This window comes from Streptomyces rimosus (genome assembly GCF_008704655.1).
Taxonomy (GTDB): Bacteria; Actinomycetota; Actinomycetes; order Streptomycetales; family Streptomycetaceae; genus Streptomyces; species Streptomyces rimosus.
Genome location: NZ_CP023688.1, coordinates 6763529 through 6784113, shown reverse-complemented (window position 1 = coordinate 6784113; position 20585 = coordinate 6763529). Strand labels below are relative to the sequence as shown.

Here is a 20585-nt window from a genome sequence, read left to right as displayed (position 1 = left end):
GGCTGACGGCGAAGGCAATACTGACGGCATGCCAGGAGGACGGTTGACCCAGCAGGAGCGTCAACGCATCGCGGACGGACTCGCCGACGGCCTCTCCTACGCGGAGATCGCCAGACGGCTCGACCGGCCGACCTCGACCATCAGCCGGGAGATCGGCCGCAACGGCGGCCCCGGCGGCTACCGCCCCCAGCAGGCACACCGGGCGACGGCCCAGCGCGCGCGGCGCAGCACACCGGCGCCGCCACGCGCGGCCGGACCGTCGGGCGGTGCGGTGGAAGAGGAGATCATCGAACTCGCGGTCAGGTCAGGGATGCCGAGGATGACGGCGCGCGTCCACGTCGACCTGGCCCTGTCCGAGGACGGCAGACGCACCGCGGCCGAACTGACCCGCCGGCTGAAGGTCAGCCCGGCCTCCGTCTCCGTGGCCGTGAACTTCCTCGTCCAGCACGGCTACGTACGGCGCGAGCGCGACCCGCAGCGGCGTCGCGACATCTACGTGATCGACGACGACGCCTGGTACAACTCGGTCGCGACCAGCGCGCGGCAGACGCTCGCGACGATACGGGCCACGATGGCGGTGGCGGAGACCGCCGGGCTCGACACGCCCGTGGGGCAACGGTCGGCCAAGGCGGCGACGTTCCTGGAGCGGGTCATCACGGACATGATGGAATCGGCCGATCGGTGGCGGTTCCTTCTGGAGTGACTCCCGGTACGAGGTCCAGCTCCGCGCGTACGGTCTTGCCGACCGGTACGCGGTCCAGGACGGACCACCGGGTGGCGAGCGCGGCCACGACGATCAGGCCGCGCCCGGCGTCCGCGTCGGGCGGCGCGGGGGTGTGGGCGTCGGGGGACGGCGGGCGCCGCTCGGTCCGCGTGTCCGTCACGTCGATCCGCAGCGTCCCCGTACGGGCGAGCCCACCGACGATGGCGAGCCGCAGCTCGAAGTCCCGCCCCGGTACGCGGCCGTGGGTGACGGCGTTGGCGGTCAGCTCCCCGACGACCACGCCGACATCGTCGGAAAACGGCGTCCCGTACGGGAAGCCCCATGCGTCGAGCCGGTGCACGGCGAGGTGGCGCGCCAGTCGCGCGCCGAGTCGCGTGCTACTGAAGCGTTGGGTGAACACACGTACGGTTACGGGGGGCTTGGGCGGGCGGGTGATGAGTTGCGCGTGCATGCAGCCACGGTTGCCTGTTCGCGGCTGGTAAGGCCACCCTCCCGACCCGTACGCATGCGCAGCGTACGGGTAGCCGCCGTAGACGTACGGGTAACGGGCCGTGACCATTTGCATGTTGAGCGGATTAGCCAGCTGAGCAATGGAGGTGGCCTAAATGGCAAGCAACGCGTACGGCTTCGAGCCGGAGTCCACAAACAGCCTCAAGACGTTCGGGGCCGTGGTGAAAGTCTTTCGGGAACGAGCGGGCCTGACTCAGGAAGAGCTGGCCCCGCTGGTGCAGTTCTCTGCGCAGACCGTCGCCTCGATCGAGCAGGGGCGACGCCTTCCTGATCCGGAATTCATCCAGCGCGCGGAGGAGGTACTCGATGCGTTCGGTACGTTCAAGGCAGCGGCAGAGCACCTGTCACGTCGTGCGGGACTGGCGGCCTGGTTCCGGCAGTGGGCTGCGTTGGAAGCGCGGGCCGTCGCGCTCTGCGCGTACGAGTGCCGGGTCATCCCGGGCCTGTTGCAGACGGAGGCGTACGCGCGAGCCGTAACCCTGAGCGTCCCTCCTCCACCGGACGAGCAGGAGGCCGAAGAGCGAGTCGCCGCGCGTCTCGCACGGCAGAAATTGCTGCACCGAAGGCCACCGATCGCGTTCAGTTTCATCCTCGAACAATCGCTGTTCGAGCGCGGCACAGGCGGCGCGGGTGTCACCCGCAACCTCATCGACCATGTGCTCGGCTGCGCGGAACTGTGGAACGTGGAGCTTCAGGTCATGCCGCGTTGGCAGCCGAATCACGCGGGGCTGGACGGCCCCATGAGGCTGCTGGAGACTTCGCGGAACAAGTGGCTCGGATACAGCGAGGGCCAGCAGTGCGGGAACCTGATCACGGGGCCCAAGGACGTCAGCGTGCTGTATCAGCGCTATGCCAAGATGCGCTCACAGGCCCTTTCCCAGGAGAAGTCCGTGAGCCTGCTCAAACAGATCCGAGGAGCGCTATGAGCCCTACAGAGCCGTCCTGGTTCAAGAGCAGCTACAGCGGCTCGCAGGGTGACGACTGCGTAGAGATCGCCACCACCCCCACCACCATCCGCATCCGCGACTCCAAGAACATAACCGGCCCCCACCTCACCGTCCCGGCGGACGCCTGGGCCGCCTTCCTCGCCGTTGTTGACCGGGCCCCCTGACCGCAGTTGCATGGAACGCGGCCCTGCCCCAGGGCCACCGCACCCGCGAGAGGACGGTGGGTTCCATGGCGGCGTACGACACCCTCGACCGGAAGTTCAGCATTCTCTTCGACTGGTTCGACCGGACCGAGGACGGCTGGCTGACCCGCGAGGACTTCGAGCAGATGGCCGCGATGTTCACGGCGCTGGTCCGGCCCGGGGACACCGAGAACCGGACCGCGATGCGCGACGCGTTCATGAGGTGGTGGGACGTGCTGCGGGACGCGGGCGGCGTGGACAGTGAGGGGCGGGTCGCGCGCCGGACGTTCATCGACCTGATGCGTACGCAGGTGACCGAGCCGAAGACGTTCGAGCACGTCGTACTGGCCATCGTGGACGCGCTGATGAGCGCCCTCGACACGGACGGCAGCGGCGAGCTGACCGCCGACGAGTACGTGCGCATGTACGACGCGCTCGGTGTCGACCCGGCGACCTCGCAGCCCGCCTTCCGGCGGCTGGACCGGGACGGGAGCGGGGCCATCAGCCACGCGGAGTTCCGTACGGCGATCGAGGAGTTCTACCTGAGCCCGGACCCGGAGGCCCCGGGCAACTGGCTGCTCGGGTCGCCGCTCGCAGCGGGTTAGCGGCCCGCGATGCGCAGCCGGTTCGACGCGCTGGCCCGGTTGTACGAGGACATGGCCGAGTTGCCCTGGCGGCGGGACCTGGAGTCGTACTCGGTGCGGGAGCTGCTGGGTGATCTCACCGGCCGGTCCGTGCTGGACATCGGCTGCGGCACCGGCCAGTACTGCCGGATGCTCAGGCGGGCCGGCGCCGGGCGGGTGGTCGGTTACGACATCTCCGCGGGCATGATCGCCCATGCCGCGGACCGCGAGTCCTGGGAACCGCTCGGCATCCGGTACACGACCGAGCCACCGGCGGACGGCACGTTCGACATCGCGCTCGGCGTGTACGTGCTGCCGTACGCGACGGCGTACGACGAGCTGGTCGAGCTGTGCGCGGTGGCCGCCCGGGCACTGGTCCCGGGCGGCCTGTTCGTGGCGCTGCCCGTCAATCCCGACTACGACGGGCGGCCCACGTACTACGAGCGGTACGGCATCCGGCTGCACGAGGACGAGCCCCGCGCGGACGCCTCACGGATCACCCTGGAGCTGTGCTTCGACGCGTACGAGGTCAGCGTCGAGGCACGCCACTGGACCCGGCGCGCCCTCCAACAGGCCCTGCTCGACGCGGGGTTCACGGGCATCGACTGGCACCCCTTCCGGGTGTCCCCCGCCGCCCTGCGCTCGTACGGCACCGACTTCTGGTCCCCGTACCTGCGCTGCCCGCACGCCGCGCTGATCAGCTGCCGGACTCCCCGCCCTCATGCACCGTGACGAACACCCCGCGCGCCTTCTCCCCCGCCGCATCCGGCCACGGAGCGCTGATGTGACCGAGCGCCCCACCGGCCGGCTCCTCGCCCGCCGTCAGCACACGGTGTACGCGCAGGACCAGCGGGCGGGACGACCGGATGTGGATGTCGGTCGCGGACGCGCTCTGCGTCACCGACTCGGGCCCGGTGGCCCCCTCGTGGCCGGGTTCCGTGAAGTGCGGGAGGACGGTGGGGTCGAGGGCGTCGGTCTCGCTCTGGGCCTGGGGGGCGGCCTTGCCGAGGAGGCAGGCGAAGAGCTGGGTGGCGAGGACCGGGTCGTGGGTACCGTCGTAGACCCAGCGCTTGCCCAGGACGCCGTGTTCGAGCGTGCCGACCAGCGCGTGGTCGGCGCCGACCAGGGGCGCGCCCCGGTAGGTGAACGGGACGTGGTACGCCACCGGTTCGGGCCCGGCGGCATCGGTGGCCACCATGAATTCCATGCCGACCTCGCCCTCTGGGTCATCGAGCCGGAAGCCGCCCGTCCTGGCCAGCTCCGGCGCGCGGCCGTCGCCCGCGTACCAGGGCTGCTTGAGGAGCCAGGGGGCGAGCAGTTCCAGTTTGGTGGGCGAGAGGGTGGTGTGGTGGATGATGGCCATGGTCGTCCGGCACCTTTCCCGTGGTGGCTGCGGCGGCGCGGCTGGAGGCCGTCGCGGAGGGCCATCCTGTCATCCGCGTTGATCGCTGCGAAGCCGTACCGGGCGTACGCCGAAGTGGACACATACGGACGCGAACACCGAACGCTCCCGGTTTGAAACCCCGGAGAACGGGTACCCGCCCGAGCGCACCGTGAGGCTGTCCGGGCTGCGTGGAACCGGCCGACGCGGCGGCCTCGGGCGGGCGAGCCAGGGATGAGAGGCGAGCAGCGAAGTCCTCGCCAGCGGGCGCGACATGGCCTGACGGAGGGGCCGATGACTTCCCGCCGCCGGACGCAGCCCTGCCCCCGCCGCCGTCATGGGACGGGTGCCGGTCGATTGGCAGGCGCCGTATGACCACCACCGATCGCGAAGTGCGGATCGCCCACGGCGTTCTCGACCTCGCACACCGCCGTACGGGCTTCGACCCGCTGGAGCTGCTGCACGACCTGACCGCCGAGGCGGTCGCCCTGCTGCCCGTACGCAGCGCCGGTATCACCGTCCTGGAGCCGGACGGCACCGGCGTCGTGTACGTCACCGCGTCCGACGAACTGTGCCTGGCCCTGGAAGAGGACCAGATCGAACTGAACGAAGGCCCCTGCCTCGACAGCGCCCGTTCCCGCCGCCCGCTGCCGGTGCTCTCGCTGTCCGAGCCGCCGGCCAGCATCCGGTGGCCGCGCTTCGCGCCCCGCGCCCGCCGGGCCGGGATCACGGCGGTGGCCGCGGTGAACCTCCACCTGCCGCAACTGTCCCTGGGCGCCCTCAACCTGCTGATGGCAGGGCCGCCCTTCCCCGGTACCCACGACCTGCGGCTGGCGCAGACGCTCGCCGACGCCGCCGGTGCCGCCCTGGCCTTCCGGCAGCAGCTGGCCGACAAGGACCAGGTGCTCGACCAGTTGCAGACCGCCCTGGACAGCCGCCTGGTCATCGAACAGGCCAAGGGGGTGCTCTCCGCCCGCCTGGGCGTCGATATGGACGAGGCGTTCCAGCGGCTGCGCGCCCATGCCCGCTCCCGGCAGCAGAAACTCACCGACCTGGCGGCCCGGATCACCCGGGGCGACGTGCCCACCGATCTGCTCGAACCCGCTCGATGAGCCGGGGCCCCTCATCGCCGGTCGTTTCCTTGCCCTCAGGTCGGCCCGGGGGGGACGTGTCATGGTCCGCGGTGAGTTCACCGATCTTCTGAACAGTCTGTACCGGACCGCCGATACCGGCGGTGACCTGACCGACGCGCCGGCAGCCGAGGCCGCCCGCCTCCTGCGCCTCGACGCCCTGACTCTCGCCCTGCGCTCCCGGCGCGGCATGCTGGAGCTGCTGTGGGCCGATCCCGCCGACCCGCTCGGCCCGGAGCTGGAGGACCTGCAATACACCCTCGGCGAAGGCCCCACCCTGGAGGCCGCCAGGTCCGGACATGCCGTCATCGAAACCGACCTGGGCGCCGCCCCCAACGACCGCTGGCCGCTGTTCGCCCCCGCCGCGTGCCGCACTCCGGTCCGCGCCGTCATCGCCGTACCGCTCCTGCTGGGCGTCGCCACTGCCGGTGTCCTGACCGGCTACCGCACCGCCCCCGGGCCCTTCCCCGACGGCCAGTACCAGGATTTCACCCGGTTCGCCCGGGTCACCCTGGAGCTGCTGCTGCACACACCGACCCACGCCCTGGCCTCCGGAACCCAGGGCCCCGACCTGCACCGCGCGGCGGTCCATCAGGCCGCCGGCGTGCTCACCGCCCAGCTCGACGTGACCATCGACGAAGCCCTGGTACGCCTGCGCGCACACGCCTGGCGCCACGACCTGCCGCTGCTGCACGTCGCCCGCGGCATCATCGCCGGGTCCCTCCGCCTTTCGCCGGACCACTGAACCGGGCCGGTGCGGCCGGGCCCGCCGGAGGTGCGGCCGGGGCGGTCGATCCCCGCACCACCAACTCCGGCTGGAAGACGAACTCCGTGTGGCGGTCCGGCCCCCGGTCGCCGTCCGCACGCGCACGGATCTCCTCGATCAGCGCGTCCACGGCCGCCGTGGCCATCGCCCGCACCGGCTGGCGGACGGTCGTCAGCGGTGGGTCGGTGAAGGCGATGAGCTGGGAGTCGTCGAAGCCGATGACGGAGACCCGGGCCGGTACGTCGAGGCCGCGCTGCCGTGCCGCGCGGACGACGCCGAGGGCCATCAGGTCGCTGCCGCAGACGACCGCCGTACAGCCGGCGTCCAGCAGGGAGGCGGCTGCCGCGTGGCCGCCTTCGACGCCGAAGAGGGTGTGGCGGATGAGGCGTTCGGCCTGTTCGCGTCGTAGGCCGAGGGTGTCGGTGAGGGCCGTTGCGAAGCCTTCGGCCTTGCGGCGCGAGGGGACGTAGCGGGCCGGGCCGACGGCCAGGCCGATGGCGCGGTGGCCGAGTTCCGCGAGATGGCGTACGGCCATGCGGGCCGCCGCCCGGTCGTCCGGGGAGACGAAGGGGGCGGCGATGTCCTCGTGGTAGCCGTTGATGAGGACGTACGGGACGCCGCGGTCGGTCAGGCGGGTGTAGCGGGCGGGGTCGGTGGTGCTGTCGGAGTGGAGGCCGGAGAGGAAGATGATGCCGGTGACACCGCGGGCTTCCAACTGCTCGACCAGTTCGTCTTCCGTTGCCCCGCCGGGGAGCTGGGTGCACAGGACGGGCGTGTAGCCGTGGCCCGCCAGGGCCTGTTCGATGAGCTGGGCGAAGGCCGGGAAGATCGGGTTGGTCAGCTCCGGGACGATCAGGCCGACCAGGCCCGCGCTGGTGCGCCGCAGCCGTACGGGGCGCTCGCCGCCGAGTAGGTCCAGGGCCGCCAGGACCCGCTGCCGGGTGCCCCGGGCCACGCCAGCCTTCCCGTTGAGCACCCGGCTGACCGTCGCCTCGCTGACCTGGGCCTGCGCGGCGATGTGCGCCAGCCGGGGGCCGTTGCCCCCGGCCGGCGGCACGTCGGGGTGGTCGGTCACGCCTCCCACCACACGGCGGTGTCCGCCGGGATCATCAGCTCGTCGTCCACGGTGAGCAGGTCGGACGAGGCCAGCAGCAGGCGCCAGGACGGCTCGGCCGGGGCGCGGACCGGTTCTGCGGTCGTGTTCACGACGCAGACGAAGCCGCCGGGGCGCCGGAAGGCCAGCACGCCTTCGGGCGCGCCCAGCCACTCGACCGCGTCGCCCGCGCCCAGGCCGGGGTGCTCGCGGCGCAGCGTGAGGGCCGTACGGTACAGCTCCAGCATGGAGGCCGGGTCGCCGGTCTGGGCGGCGACACTCAGCCGCGCCCACTGCGGTGGCTGCGGCAGCCAGCTGCCGCCCGTACCGAAGCCGTACGGTGCGGAGTCGCCGGACCACGGGATCGGCACCCGGCAGCCGTCGCGCAGGCCGTCCTGCCCGTCGCCCCGGAAGAACGCCGGGTCCTGGCGCACCTCGTCGGGCAGATCGGTGACCTCGGGCAGGCCCAGTTCCTCGCCCTGGTAGACGTAGGCGGAGCCGGGGAGCGCGAGCATGAGGAGGGCCGCGGCGCGGGCCCGGCGCTCGCCGCCGCCGAGGCGGGTGCGGTGCCGTACGACGTCGTGGTTGGACAGGACCCAGGTGGTGGGGGCGCCGACCGGGCGCATCGCGTCGAGGGAGGCGTCGATGACGGCGCGGAGTCCGGCGGCGTCCCAGCCGGTGTTCAGGTAGTGGAAGTTGAACGCCTGGTGCAGCTCGTCGGGGCGCAGGTACAGGGCGGTGCGGTCGGCGCTGGGGGTCCAGGCTTCCGCCACGCCGATGCGCTCGCCCGCGTACTCGTCCAGGACCTTGCGCCAGGAGCGGTAGATCGCGTGGACGCCGTCCTGGTCGAAGAAGGGCAGCACCTGGTTGCCGAGCAGTTTGAGCTGGTCGGCGTGGCCCATGTCGGGCAGTCCCGGCGCCTTGACCAGGCCGTGGGCCACGTCGATGCGGAAGCCGTCCACGCCGAGGTCGAGCCAGAAGCGCAGGATGGAGCGGAACTCGTCCTGGACGGCGGGGTGGTCCCAGTTGAAGTCGGGCTGTTCGGGGGCGAAGAGGTGGAGGTACCACTCGCCGTCCGCGACGCGGGTCCAGGCGGGGCCGCCGAAGACGGACTCCCAGTCGTTGGGCGGGAGTTCGCCGTTCTCGCCGCGTCCCTTACGGAAGTGGAAGCGCTCGCGCAGCGTCGAGCCGGGCCCCTCGTCCAGCGCCTGCCGGAACCACGCGTGCTGGTCGGAGCAGTGGTTCGGGACCACGTCCACGATGATGCGCAGGCCCAGGCCGTGCGCGTCGCGGATGACGGCCTCGGCGTCGGCGAGGGTGCCGAAGGCCGGGTCGATGACGCGGTAGTCGGCCACGTCGTAACCGGCGTCGGCCTGCGGGGAGGAGTAGAAGGGGCTGAGCCAGACCGCGTCGACGCCGAGGTCCCTGAGGTACGGCAGGCGGGCGCGGATGCCGGGCAGGTCCCCCATGCCGTCGCCGTTGCCGTCGGCGAAGCTGCGCGGATAGACCTGGTAGATCACCGCGTCGCGCCACCACTGGGTCTCGGCGGTCGCTCCGGTGGCGTCGGTGTGCTGGGTGGTCATGTCATCCCTTGGTGGTGCCGGCGGTCAGTCCGGCGACGAGGTGGCGCTGGGCGAAGGCGAAGACCAGGGCGGCGGGCACCGCGATGATCACGGCGGCGGCGGTCATCGAGCCCCAGTCGTTGAGGTACTGGTTGACGAAGGTCTGCAGGCCGCCGGCGAGGGTCAGGTTCTCCTCACCGGTCATGAAGGCGGAGGCGTACGCGACCTCGGCCCAGGCCGTCACGAAGGTGTAGAAGCCGGTGACGGCCAGGCCGGGGCGGGCCAGCGGCAGGACCAGGCGCCAGAAGGTGCCGAAGGGGTTGAGGCCGTCGACGCGTCCGGCTTCGTCGATCTCCACCGGGATGGTGTCGAAGAAACCTTTCATCATCCAGGCGCAGAACGGTACGGCGATGGTCAGGTACGTGATGACCAGACCGGCCGGCTGGTTGAGCAGGCCCAGGCTCGCCATCAGGTTGTACAGCGGCACGATCAGCACCGCGACCGGGAACATCTGCGTGATCAGCAGCAGCCACATCAGCGGGCGCATGCCCGGGAAGCGGAAGCGGCTGACGGCGTAGCCGGTGGTGGCCGCGACGAAGACGCCGAGGACGGTGGTGACACCGACGACGACCACCGAGTTGCCGAACCAGGTCAGGAACTGGGTGTCGGCCACCACATGCCGGTAGTTGGCGAACGTGAAGTTGCTGACCAGGCCGGTGGTGAAGGCGTCGTTCTTCGGCTTGAAGGAGGTGACCAGCAGCCACAGCGGCGGGAAGACCGCGATGACGGCGGCGGTCAGGAGGGTCACGTGCAGGCCGACGGACGCCAGCGGGCTGCGCTTGCCGCGCAGGGGCTTGTTCATCACCACACCTCTCCCTGCTTGCGGAGCGAACGGCGGTAGACCACCGCGATCATGGACAGCAGGAGCAGGATCAGCACGCCCCAGGCGGCCGAGCCGGAGAAGTCCCGCGGACTGTCGACGAAGGAGAGCCGGTAGGCGTACGTCACCAGGATCTCCGTGGCGTCGCCCGGACCGCCCCGGGTGAGCAGATAGATCACCGGGAACATGTTGAACGTCCAGATGGTGGAGAGCAGGATCACGGTACTGCTCACCCCGCGCAGGCTGGGCAGGGTGATGTTGCGGAACCGCTGCCAGGCGCCCGCCCCGTCCATCTCCGCCGCCTCGTACAGCTCGCCCGGGATCGACTGGAGACCGCCGAGCAGCGCGACGAGCATGAACGGTACGCCCAGCCAGACGTTGACGGCGATGACCGACAGCTTGGCCCAGGTCGGGTCGTTCAGCCACGGCACCGCGTCGATGCCGCCGCCCGCCAGCAGCTTGTTCAGCAGGCCGTTCTTCTCGTTGTAGAGCAGCCGCCAGGTGAAGACGGAGACGAAGGCGGGGATCGCCCAGGGCAGGATCAGCGCCAGCCGGTAGAAGGTGCGCCCCCGGAGCTTGCGGTTGAGCAGGTTGGCCAGGGTCAGGCCGATGGCGAAGGTGAGACCGACGCAGGCCACCGTCCACACCACGGTCCAGCCGAGCCGGCTCCAGAAGACGCCGTCGCCGAGGATCTCGGTGTAGTTGTCCAGGCCGGTGAACCGGTAGGTGGCCGGGATGTGGTTCATGCCGATGTTGCGCTCGACGTTGGCCTCGTTGGCGTCGGTCAGCGACAGGTACAGGCCGCGGACCAGCGGGTAGCCGATGATGACGCCGATGACGAGCACCACCGGGGCGACCATGGTCCAGGCGTACCAGTGGGTGGCCAGGGCCTTGCGTACCCGGCCCGGCGCACCGGCGGACGCGGCCGCCTTCCGCCGGGCCCGGGACATCCGTACCGCGTCCGTCACTTGTAGTCCTTGAGGATCTTGCGGTAGCTGTCGCCGACGGCCTTGGCGGCCTGTTCGGGGGTGGCGGCGCCGGTGAGGACCTTGTTCATCTGGACCTTGATCGGCTCGAAGAGGGAGTTGCCCTCGGCGATCCACGGGCGCTGGACGGCCTTGTCGACGGCGGGCTTGAAGAAGCCGACCATCTCGTTGTTCTTGACGGAGGGGAGCTCGTACACCGACTTGCGGGTGGGCAGCAGGCTCAGCTTCTCGGTGGTCTGCTGCTGCACCTTCGCCGAGCTCATGTACTTCACGAAGGCGTAGGACGCCTGGAGGTTCTTCGAGCCGGCGTAGACGGAGAGGTTCCAGCCGCCCTGCGGGGAGCCCTGCGAGGCGCTGCCGCCGGGCACGGGTGCGACGCCCAGGTTCTTCTTGTCCTTGAACTCCTTGCCCGCGCGGACGCCTTCGATGTCCCACGGGCCGCTGACGGCCATCGCGACACTGCCGTCCTTGAGGGCCTTGAGCTGGTTCTCCTGGCCGTCGGTGGCGTCGGTGACGGCGGCCTTGGAGTCGACCAGGTCCTTGATCGCCTTGAACGCCTTGACGCCCGCGTCGTCGTCGATCTCCACGATCTTGTCGCGCGCGTCGACCATGTTGCCGCCCTCGCCGTAGAGGTACGGCAGGAACCAGTACGGGTCGTCGCCGCGCAGGTAGAGCGCGGTGGCGCCGGTCTTGTCCTTGATCTTCTTGGCGGCGGCGGACAGCTCGGCGAAGGTCTTGGGGACCTCGACACCGGCCTCCTTGAGGAGCCGCTTGTTGTAGAAGAGGCCGAGGGTGTCGGTGACCTGCGGCACCGCGTACGTCTTGTCCTTGAACCTGGTGCTGCCGAGCGCCTGCGGGAGGTAGTCGCCCGGGTTGTCCAGGGCCGGGGTGTCGTCCAGCGGCGCGAGATAGCCGAGGTTGGCGAAGTCGGCGACCCAGGCGACCTCGGTGCGCATCACGTCGGGCGCGCCGGCCCCGCCGCCCGCGGCGTTCTTGAACTTGGCGTTGGCGTCGCCGAACGGGACGCTGACGTACTTGACGTCGACCTTCGGGTGCTCCTTCTCGAAGTCCTCGGCCAGCTTCTTGTACGTCGCCTTCTCGGCGTCGTTGGAGGTGTCCCAGAAGGTCACGGTGCCCGACAGCTCGCCCCCGCTCTGCTGGTCGCCTCCGCCGCCGCCACCTCCGCACGCCGTCGCCGCCATTGCCAGACCCGCGACCAACGCGGTGGTCACCATGCCACGCCGCATGTGAACTCCTTCAGGGGAACGCCCGAGATGGCGCCGGAACGCCTCGTACGGCCGTTCGGAACGCCTGTGATGGCGGACAGGAACGTAACAGCGCGGAAATGAATTCGAAAGACCTTGCGGCAACTTTCTGCAAAGTCGCTGGAACGGTTTGCCGGGGGCGGCGCCCGCGCACACCGCGCCCCGCGCACCCCAACAGGCCGCCCACCTGGGACTTGTGCCGGTCACCGGCCGTCACCCCGCCGTGCCCCGCGCGTTGATCCCGTAGACGACCGTCCGTCGATCGATGCCTGGACCCTGCAAGACGATGCATGGACGCTCTGCCCCGAATCGCCCCACTCTCAACAGGGATGCCAGATGACCCAGGAGCTGACTTCGACCGACCCCGCCCGCGCGGTCCACACCCCCGGCGGCCGTACGGGCTGGTGGCGCGACGCCGTCATCTACCAGGTGTACGTACGCTCCTTCGCGGACTGCGACGGCGACGGGATCGGCGACCTGCGCGGCGCCCGGGAGCGCCTGCCGTACCTGCGGGACCTGGGCGTGGACGCCGTCTGGCTCACCCCGTTCTACGCCTCGCCGCAGGCCGACGGCGGATACGACGTCGCCGACCACCGCTCCGTCGACCCGCTGTTCGGCAGCCTCCAGGACGCCGACGACCTCGTACGGGCCGCGCACACGCTGGGCCTGCGGGTGATCGTCGACATCGTGCCCAACCACACCTCCGACCAGCACCCCTGGTTCCAGGACCCGGAACTGGCCCGGCAGCGCTACATCTTCAGAGCCGGCAAGGGCGCGGACGGCGAGCTGCCGCCCAACGACTGGGAGTCGGTCTTCGGCGGGCCCGCCTGGACCCGCACCGGACGCGGCGACTGGTATCTGCACCTGTTCGCCCCGGAACAGCCCGATCTGAACTGGGAGAACCCGGAGGTGCACGCCGAGTTCGAGGCCATCCTGCGCTTCTGGCTCGACCTCGGGGTGGACGGCTTCCGCATCGACGTGGCACACGGCATGATCAAGGCGGCGGGGCTGCCGGACATCGGCCACAAGGAACAGGCCAAGCTCATCGGCAGCCAGGTGCTGCCCTTCTTCGACCAGGACGGCGTCCACGAGATCCACCGCACCTGGCGGCGCCTGCTGGACTCCTACCCCGGCGAGCGCATCGGCGTCGCCGAAGCCTGGGCGCCCTCCCCCGAGCGCCTGGCCCTGTACGTACGCCCCGACGAGCTGCACCAGGCGTTCAACTTCCAGTTCCTGACCGCCGACTGGTCCGCCGCCTCACTGCGCGCGATCATCGACGCCTCGCTCGCCGCGACCGCCTCGGTCGGCGCCACCACCTCCTGGGTGCTCTCCAACCACGACGTGGTGCGCCACACCACCCGGCTCGGCGGCCTGCGGCGGGCCCGCGCCGCCACGCTCATGATGCTCGCGCTGCCCGGCTCGGCCTACCTCTACCAGGGCGAGGAACTGGGCCTGCCCGAGGTCACCGATCTGCCCGACGAGGTCCGCCAGGACCCGGCGTTCTTCCGCGGCGACGGGCAGGACGGGCACCGCGACGGCTGCCGGGTGCCGCTGCCGTGGTGCGGCGAGACGGCCGCGTACGGCTTCGGGCCCGGCGGCAGCTGGCTGCCGCAGCCGCGCGCCTGGAAGGACCTGTCCGTACGGGCCCAGACCGGCGACCCGGCCTCCACCCTGGAGCTGTACCGCGCGGCGCTCGCCCTGCGCCGCGCCCACACCAGCCTCGGCGACGGGAGTCTGGCCTGGACGGACGCACCCGACGGGGTGCTGGCCTTCACCCGTACCGGCCGCTCGGGCCACACCGACCTGCTGTGCACCCTCAACACCCTGGACCGCGCCGTCGAACTCCCCCGCCCCGGGCGGGTGCTGCTCTCCTCCACGACGCTCGCGGCCGAAGGGGACACCGCCCTGCTGCCGGGCGACTCCTGCACCTGGTGGGGGCTCTGAGGGGCGGCTCCGGCGGGCGGGCCCGCAGCGCCGCCCGCCCGTCGTGGGTGCGGGCAACGTGGGCAATCCGGGAGGCGACCGGTACAGTCCCACCCATGACCGCCCGGCTGGCCGATATCGCAGCGCAGGCGGGTGTCAGCGAGGCCACCGTCAGCCGGGTGCTCAACGGGAAACCCGGCGTCTCCGCGACCACCCGCCAGTCCGTGCTGGCCGCGCTCGACGTGCTCGGGTACGAGCGTCCGGTACGGCTGCGGCAGCGCAGCGCCGGGCTGGTCGGCCTGATAACGCCGGAGCTGGACAATCCGATCTTCCCGGCGTTCGCGCAGGTCATCGGCCAGGCGCTGACCCGCCAGGGCTACACCCCGGTACTGGCCACCCAGACGCCGGGCGGCTCCACCGAGGACGAGCTGACCGAGATGCTGGTGGACCGCGGCGTCGCCGGGATCATCTTCGTCTCCGGGCTGCACGCCGACACCTCCGCCGACATGCAGCGCTATGAGCAGCTGCGCGGCCAGGGCGTGCCCTTCGTCCTGATCAACGGCTTCTCCGACAAGGTGCGGGCGCCGTTCATCTCGCCCGACGACCGGGCCGCGATCCGCCTCGCCGTCACCCATCTGGCGGCGCTGGGCCACGAGCGGATCGGGCTGGCGCTCGGCCCGAAGCGCTTCGTGCCCGTGCAGCGCAAGATCGAGGGCTTTCTGCACAGCATGCGCGAGCAGCTGGGCCTGGACCGGGCCGCCGCCGAGGAACTGGTCCAGCACTCCCTGTACACCCTGGAGGGCGGGCAGGCCGCGGCCGCCTCGCTGATCTCCCGCGGCTGCACGGCGGTGGTGTGCGCCAGCGACATGATGGCGCTGGGCGCGATCCGGGCGGCCCGGCAGCAGGGCCTGGACGTGCCGAGGGACGTCTCCGTCGTCGGCTACGACGACTCCCCGCTGATCGCCTTCACGGACCCGCCGCTGACCACGATCCGGCAGCCGGTCACCGCAATGGGCCAGGCGGCCGTGCGCGCGCTACTGGAGGAGGTCGGCGGCACCCCGGCGCCGCACAGCGAGTACGTCTTCCACCCGGAGCTGGTGGTCCGCGGATCGACCGCCTCCGTTCCGAAGACCGCCCGGATTCCCCGTCCGGCCGTCTCCTCTGATACGGATGGAAGCCGTACGTAAGGGTTCCCCCTCCCCCTGAAGTGCTACGCGGGGCCGCTCGGGACCCGACCGGAGGGTGATCGGCCGCGGACCCCTTTCTGGCAGACTGTCTGCCTATGGGTGAAGCGCATGTGAAGACTCTTGACGGCCGTACGGCCGTACCGCCGCCCGCCGAGGACGACGCGCCGAGCGCGTCCTTCGGTGGCCGGCTGGTCCGTCTGCGCTCCCCCCGCACCCCACGGCTCTGGTTCGAGATCCTGCTGATCGCGGTCAGCTACTGGGTCTATTCCATGATCCGCAACGCCGTGCCCGAGCAGAAGGCCCAGGCGCTGAAGAACGCGGACTGGATCTGGCGGGCCGAGCAGACCCTCGGCATAGCGGTGGAGAAGACCGTCAACCACGCCGTGGACTCGGTGACCTGGCTCATCGTCTCGATGAACTACTACTACGCCACGTTGCACTTCATACTGACCATCGGGGTGCTGGTCTGGCTCTACCGCTGGCACCCCGGCCGCTACGCCGCCGCCCGCCTCGCGCTCTTCGCGACCACCGGCGTCGCCCTGCTCGGCTACTACCTCTATCCGCTGGCCCCGCCCCGCCTGATGAACGGCGGCGGCTTCATCGACACCGTCATCGTCCACCACACCTGGGGTTCGATGGCCTCCGGCAACCTCGCCTCGATGTCCAACCAGTACGCGGCGATGCCCTCGATGCACATCGGCTGGTCGCTGTGGTGCGGCGTGATGATCGCGCTGATCGCCCGGCCCGTCTGGGCCAAGGTGCTGGGCCTGCTCTACCCGGCCACCACCCTCGTGGTGATCGTCTCCACCGCCAACCACTTCTGGCTGGACGCGGTGGGCGGCATCCTGTGCCTGGCCTTCGGCATCGGCCTGGCCTTCGCCTGGTACGCGGCGCTGCCGCACCGGCTGCCGCGCCGGGTCGCCGCGGTCTGAGGCCGCCGCGCCCCCGGCGCCCGCCTCAGGACGCCCCGTAGAAGATCGTCTCGACCACCGCACGGGCCCGGCGCGTGGTCCGCCGGTAGTCGTCCAGCATCTCCCCGACGTGCCCCTCCTCGTAGCCGAGGTAGCGGCCGACCGCCGCCAGCTCCCGCGCGTCGGACGGGAACGTGTCGCCGGGGCGGCCCCGTACCAGCATCACCGCGTTGCGCACCCGCGACGCGAGCACCCACGCCTCGTCGAGGATCTGCGCGTCCTCCGTGGCGAGCAGCCCGGCGTCGCGGGCCGCGGCCAGCGCCGTACGCGTACGGGTCGTGCGCAGGCCCGGCTCCGCCCAGGCGTGCTGCATCTGGAGCAGCTGCACGGTCCACTCCACGTCGCTCAGGCCGCCGCGGCCGAGCTTGGTGTGGGTGGTCGGGTCGGCGCCGCGCGGCAGCCGTTCGGTCTCCATCCGGGCCTTGAGCCGGCGGATCTCGCGTACGGCGTCCTCGCCCAGGCCCTCCACCGGGTAGCGCAGCGGATCGACCAGCTCGATGAACCGCTCCCCCAGCTCCGCGTCGCCCGCGACCGGCTCGGCGCGCAGCAGGGCCTGCGCCTCCCAGACGAGCGACCAGCGCCGGTAGTAGGCGGCGTAGGAGGAGAGCGTGCGCACCAGCGGGCCGGTCTTGCCCTCCGGGCGCAGATCGGCGTCGATGGGCAGCGGCGGGTCGGACGACGGCAGCTGGAGGAGGCGGCGCATCTCGTTGGCGACGGCGTGCGCGGCCTTGGCGGCCTCCTGCTCGTCGGCGCCCTCGCGCGGCTCGTGCACGAAGAGCACGTCGGCGTCCGAGCCGTAGCCCAGCTCGTGGCCGCCGAAGCGGCCCATGCCGATGACGGTGAAGCGGGTGGGCAGGGTGTCGCCCCACTGGTCGCGTACGGCGGCGCGGAGCGCGCCCGCGATGGTGGCGGCGGTCAGGTCGGAGACGGCGCCGCCGATCACGTCGGCGGCGTGCCCGCGGTCCTGCTCGGCGGGGTGGCCGTCGGTGCCGTACGCGCCGATCAGGTCGGCCGCCGCCGTACGGAACAGCTCCCGCCGCCGTACGCCGCGGGCCGCCGCCACGGCCTGCTCGGCATTCTCCGCGCGGCCGACCGCGGCCAGCACCTCCTGCTCCAGGGCGGCCCGGCCGCGCGGCTGCAAGCCGTCCTTGGCGCCGAGCAGCGCGACCGCCTCGGGCGCGCGCAGCAGCAGGTCGGGGGCCAGGCGGCCGGCCGACAGGACGCGGGCCAGGTTCTCGGCCGCGGCGCCCTCGTCGCGCAGCAGCCGCAGGTACCAGGGCGTCTTGCCGAGCGCGTCGGAGACCTTGCGGAAGTTGAGCAGTCCGGCGTCCGGGTCGGCGGAGTCGGCGAACCAGGCCAGCAGGACGGGCAGCAGGGTGCGCTGGATGGCGGCCTTGCGGGTGACGCCGGAGGCCAGCGCTTCGAGGTGGCGCAGGGCGGCGACCGGGTCGGCGTAGCCGAGCGCTTCGAGGCGCTGGCCGGCGGCCTTGGCGGAGAGCCGGGTACCGCCCGCCTCCAGGTGCGCCACGGCGTCCAGCAGCGGCCGGTAGAACAGCTTCTCGTGCAGCCGCCGCACCTCGCGGGCGTGCCACTTCCACTCCTTGCGCAGCGTCTCCACCGGCTCGGTGCGCATCCCCATGGAACGGGCCAGGCGCCGCAGGTCGGGCTCGTCCTCGGGCATCAGGTGGGTGCGGCGCATCTTGTAGAGCTGGATGCGGTGTTCGAGGGTGCGCAGGAAGCAGTACGCGGCGTCCAGGGCCTTGGCGTCCTCGCGGCCCACATAGCCGCCGGCGGCCAGGGCCGAGAGGGCGTCGAGGGTGGTCGGGCTGTGCAGCGTCGCGTCGCTGCGCCCGTGCACCAACTGGAGCAGCTGGACGGCGAATTCGACGTCGCGCAGCCCGCCGGGGCCCAGCTTCAGCTCGCGGTCGACCTGGGCGGCGGGGATGTTCTCCACGACGCGGCGGCGCATCTGCCGTACGTCGCTCACGAAGTTCTCGCGCTCGGAGACCTGCCAGACCAGCGGGGTGACGGCGGCCACGTACTCCTTGCCCAGCTCCGCGTCGCCCGCCATCGGCCGGGCCTTCAGCAGGGCCTGGAACTCCCAGGTCTTGGACCAGCGTTCGTAGTAGGCGAGGTGGCTGTTGAGGGTGCGGACGAGCGGTCCGTTGCGGCCCTCGGGGCGCAGGTTGGCGTCCACCGGCCAGATCGTGCCCTCGGCGGTGACGTCGGAGCACACCCGCATCATCCGGCCCGCCAGCCGGGTGGCGGCCTGGAGGGCCTTGGGCTCCTCGGTGCCGTCGCGCGCCTCGGCGACGAAGATGACGTCCACGTCCGAGACGTAGTTCAGCTCCCGCCCGCCGCACTTGCCCATCGCGATGACCGCGAGGCGGCAGGCGGCGGCGTCGGTGGGCTGCTCCTCGGCGGCGATCACCAGCGCGGCGCGTACCGTCGCGGTCGCCAGGTCGGCCAGTTCGGCGGCGGTCTCGGCCAGGTCGGTGGTCCCGCACACGTCGCGCGCGGCGATGCCGAGCAGGCAGCGGCGGTACGCGGCGCGCAGCGCGTCCGGGCGCGGCCGCTCCCGGCCCGGCTCGCCCCAGACGCCCTCGGCGAGCGCCGCCTCGAACTCGGGCGTGGCCGGGTGCAGGTCGGCCGCCTCGTAGGTGACCAGCGAGTGCCAGTCGCGCGGATGCCGTACGAGGTGGTCGCCGAGCGCCTCGGACGCGCCGAGCACGCCCAGCAGCCGGTCGCGCAGCGGCTTCGCGGTGATCAGCGTGGACAGCAGCGTCTGCCGCTCGTCCTCGTCCTGCGCCTCGGCCAGCCGGACCAGCGCGGTCAGCGCCAGGTCCGGGTCGGCGGTGGCGCCCAGCGCCTCCAGGAGCACCGAGTCGTCCCGTACGGCGGCCAGTTCGGGCGCCTGAAGGAGCCGCCCGGCCGCCGACGGGTCGGTGAAGCCGTACCGCAGCAGCCGGGAGAAGGCGCTGCTGCGCCGCCCCGGATGCTGCGGAGCGGGGTGCGCGGTCACAGGACCGGCAGCATCTTGCGCAGTTCGAACGCGGTCACCTCGGAGCGGTACTCCTCCCATTCCTGCTTCTTGTTGCGCAGGAAGAAGTCGAAGACGTGCTCGCCGAGGGTCTCCGCGACCAGCTCGCTGCGCTCCATCAGGTCGATGGCCTCGCCGAGGTTCTGCGGGAGCGGCTCGATGCCCAGGGCGCGGCGCTCGGAGTCGGACAGCGCCCAGACGTCGTCGTCGGCGCCCGCCGGTAGCTCGTAGCCCTCCTCGATCCCCTTGAGGCCGGCGGCGAGCAGCACCGCGTACGTCAGGTAGGGGTTGGCGCCGGAGTCGATGGAGCGGACCTCGACCCGGGTGGAGCCCATCTTGCCGGGCTTGTACATCGGCACGCGGATGAGGGCGGAGCGGTTGTTGTGGCCCCAGCAGATGTACGAGGGGGCCTCGCCGCCGGCGCCCGCGGTGCGGTTGGCGCCGCCCCAGATGCGCTTGTAGGAGTTGACCCACTGGTTGGTGACGGCGGAGATCTCTCCCGCGTGCCGCAGCAGGCCCGCGATGAAGGAGCGGCCCACCTTGGAGAGCTGGTATTCGGCGCCGGACTCGTGGAAGGCGTTGCGGTCGCCCTCGAAGAGCGAGAGGTGGGTGTGCATGCCCGAACCCGGGTATTCGGAGAACGGCTTGGGCATGAACGTCGCCTGCACGCCCTGCTCCAGCGCCACCTGCTTCATCACCAGACGGAACGTCATGATGTTGTCGGCGGTGGACAGCGCGTCGGCGTAGCGCAGGTCGATCTCCTGCTGTCCCGGCGCGCCCTCGTGGTGGCTGAACTCCACCGAGATGCCCATGGATTCGAGCATGGTGATCGCCTGGCGGCGGAAGTCCATGCCGACGTTCTGCGGGGTGTGGTCGAAGTAGCCGGAGGAGTCCGCGGGGCTGGGCCGGGTGCCGTCCACCGGCTTGTCCTTGAGCAGGAAGAACTCGATCTCGGGGTGGGTGTAGAAGGTGAAGCCGAGGTCGGAGGTCTTGGCCAGGATGCGCTTGAGGACGTAGCGCGGGTCGGCGTAGGACGGGGAGCCGTCCGGCATCAGGATGTCGCAGAACATCCGGGCGGTGCCGGGGGCCTCGGCGCGCCACGGCAGGATCTGGAAGGTGCCCGGGTCCGGCTTGGCGATCATGTCGGATTCGTATACCCGCGCGAAGCCCTCGATCGCGGAGCCGTCGAAGCCGATGCCCTCGTCGAACGCCTGCTCAAGCTCGGCGGGGGCGACCGCGACGGACTTCAGGAACCCCAGTACATCGGTGAACCACAGTCGTACGAAGCGGATGTCGCGCTCCTCCAGCGTACGGAGCACAAACTCCTGCTGCTTGTCCATGGCTCACCAATCCTCGCAGGTCAATCGGCCTGTCCACCCCCGCAGGTCAACGAGGTGTGGCACACCAGTATCACG

19 protein-coding genes are annotated in these 20585 nt (G+C 71.3%); 10 read left to right on the top strand and 9 right to left on the bottom strand.

The window, feature by feature from the left end; genetic code table 11:
- Positions 1 to 28: 28 nt before the first annotated feature.
- Complete coding sequence (locus CP984_RS43060) at positions 29 to 703, top strand: MarR family transcriptional regulator (protein ID WP_030181120.1); 675 nt, start codon at positions 29 to 31, stop codon at positions 701 to 703.
- Here the strand turns inward: CP984_RS43060 and CP984_RS29665 are convergent.
- Positions 654 to 1175, bottom strand: a complete 522-nt coding sequence (locus tag CP984_RS29665; protein ID WP_003982823.1) for an ATP-binding protein — start codon at positions 1173 to 1175, stop codon at positions 654 to 656. The two genes, CP984_RS43060 and CP984_RS29665, sit on opposite strands and share 50 nt — an antisense overlap.
- 154 nt (positions 1176 to 1329) lie before the next feature.
- Between CP984_RS29665 and CP984_RS29660 the strand changes: the two genes are divergently transcribed.
- From CP984_RS29660 to CP984_RS29645, 4 genes are all read left to right on the top strand, one after another.
- Positions 1330 to 2160 (top strand): helix-turn-helix domain-containing protein, encoded by an 831-nt coding sequence (locus CP984_RS29660; RefSeq protein WP_003982824.1) that lies wholly within the window; start codon positions 1330 to 1332, stop codon positions 2158 to 2160.
- Positions 2157 to 2345 (top strand): DUF397 domain-containing protein, encoded by a 189-nt coding sequence (locus CP984_RS29655; protein ID WP_003982825.1) that lies wholly within the window; start codon positions 2157 to 2159, stop codon positions 2343 to 2345. Before CP984_RS29660 ends, CP984_RS29655 begins: the two co-directional genes overlap by 4 nt.
- Before the next feature lie 65 nt (positions 2346 to 2410).
- Positions 2411 to 2968, top strand: coding sequence for an EF-hand domain-containing protein (locus CP984_RS29650; RefSeq protein WP_003982826.1), 558 nt, complete (start codon positions 2411 to 2413; stop codon positions 2966 to 2968).
- 9 nt (positions 2969 to 2977) lie between these two features.
- A complete protein-coding gene (locus tag CP984_RS29645; protein ID WP_003982827.1) occupies positions 2978 to 3718 on the top strand; it encodes a class I SAM-dependent methyltransferase in 741 nt (246 codons plus the stop codon).
- On the opposite strand, the gene CP984_RS29640 is transcribed toward CP984_RS29645, so the two are convergent.
- On the bottom strand, positions 3684 to 4349 hold the full coding sequence (locus CP984_RS29640) for a maltokinase N-terminal cap-like domain-containing protein (protein ID WP_003982828.1): 666 nt from the start codon (positions 4347 to 4349) through the stop codon (positions 3684 to 3686). The two genes, CP984_RS29645 and CP984_RS29640, sit on opposite strands and share 35 nt — an antisense overlap.
- Positions 4350 to 4738: 389 nt before the next feature.
- Here CP984_RS29640 and CP984_RS29635 point away from each other — a divergent pair, with 389 nt between their 5' ends.
- The gene (locus CP984_RS29635; protein ID WP_003982829.1) at positions 4739 to 5479 is read left to right on the top strand and encodes a GAF and ANTAR domain-containing protein; all 741 of its coding nucleotides are present in this window, start codon (positions 4739 to 4741) and stop codon (positions 5477 to 5479) included.
- Positions 5480 to 5540: 61 nt separating this feature from the next.
- On the top strand, positions 5541 to 6242 hold the full coding sequence (locus CP984_RS29630) for a GAF and ANTAR domain-containing protein (protein WP_003982830.1): 702 nt from the start codon (positions 5541 to 5543) through the stop codon (positions 6240 to 6242).
- Here CP984_RS29630 and CP984_RS29625 read toward each other — a convergent pair.
- The 5 genes from CP984_RS29625 to CP984_RS29605 are packed head-to-tail and all read right to left on the bottom strand — an operon-like array spanning position 6205 to position 12031.
- Positions 6205 to 7347 carry a LacI family DNA-binding transcriptional regulator gene (locus tag CP984_RS29625; protein WP_371281059.1) on the bottom strand — a complete coding sequence of 381 codons (1143 nt, stop codon included), beginning with the start codon at positions 7345 to 7347 and terminating at the stop codon, positions 6205 to 6207. The two genes, CP984_RS29630 and CP984_RS29625, sit on opposite strands and share 38 nt — an antisense overlap.
- Complete coding sequence (locus CP984_RS29620) at positions 7335 to 8939, bottom strand: glycoside hydrolase family 13 protein (RefSeq protein WP_003982832.1); 1605 nt, start codon at positions 8937 to 8939, stop codon at positions 7335 to 7337. The genes CP984_RS29625 and CP984_RS29620 overlap by 13 nt, the downstream gene beginning before the upstream one ends.
- Before the next feature lies 1 nt (position 8940).
- A complete protein-coding gene (locus tag CP984_RS29615) occupies positions 8941 to 9780 on the bottom strand; it encodes a sugar ABC transporter permease (RefSeq protein WP_003982833.1) in 840 nt (279 codons plus the stop codon).
- On the bottom strand, positions 9780 to 10748 hold the full coding sequence (locus tag CP984_RS29610; protein WP_043977770.1) for a carbohydrate ABC transporter permease: 969 nt from the start codon (positions 10746 to 10748) through the stop codon (positions 9780 to 9782). The genes CP984_RS29615 and CP984_RS29610 overlap by 1 nt, the downstream gene beginning before the upstream one ends.
- A gap of 14 nt (positions 10749 to 10762) precedes the next feature.
- Entirely contained in the window at positions 10763 to 12031 is a 1269-nt protein-coding gene (locus CP984_RS29605; RefSeq protein ID WP_030181101.1) for an extracellular solute-binding protein, read from the bottom strand.
- Positions 12032 to 12385: 354 nt separating this feature from the next.
- Between CP984_RS29605 and CP984_RS29600 the strand changes: the two genes are divergently transcribed.
- The 3 genes from CP984_RS29600 to CP984_RS29590 all read left to right on the top strand — a co-directional run bounded on the left by CP984_RS29600 (position 12386) and on the right by CP984_RS29590 (position 16091).
- The gene (locus CP984_RS29600; protein WP_003982836.1) at positions 12386 to 13993 is read left to right on the top strand and encodes a glycoside hydrolase family 13 protein; all 1608 of its coding nucleotides are present in this window, start codon (positions 12386 to 12388) and stop codon (positions 13991 to 13993) included.
- A gap of 95 nt (positions 13994 to 14088) precedes the next feature.
- Entirely contained in the window at positions 14089 to 15159 is a 1071-nt protein-coding gene (locus CP984_RS29595; protein ID WP_003982837.1) for a LacI family DNA-binding transcriptional regulator, read from the top strand.
- 95 nt (positions 15160 to 15254) lie between these two features.
- Positions 15255 to 16091 (top strand): phosphatase PAP2 family protein, encoded by an 837-nt coding sequence (locus tag CP984_RS29590; protein ID WP_003982838.1) that lies wholly within the window; start codon positions 15255 to 15257, stop codon positions 16089 to 16091.
- Between the two features lie 25 nt (positions 16092 to 16116).
- On the opposite strand, the gene CP984_RS29585 is transcribed toward CP984_RS29590, so the two are convergent.
- Complete coding sequence (locus tag CP984_RS29585) at positions 16117 to 19152, bottom strand: bifunctional [glutamine synthetase] adenylyltransferase/[glutamine synthetase]-adenylyl-L-tyrosine phosphorylase (protein WP_003982839.1); 3036 nt, start codon at positions 19150 to 19152, stop codon at positions 16117 to 16119.
- Complete coding sequence (locus CP984_RS29580; RefSeq protein ID WP_003982840.1) at positions 19149 to 20510, bottom strand: glutamine synthetase family protein; 1362 nt, start codon at positions 20508 to 20510, stop codon at positions 19149 to 19151. Before CP984_RS29580 ends, CP984_RS29585 begins: the two co-directional genes overlap by 4 nt.
- Between the last annotated feature and the right edge of the window lie 75 nt (positions 20511 to 20585).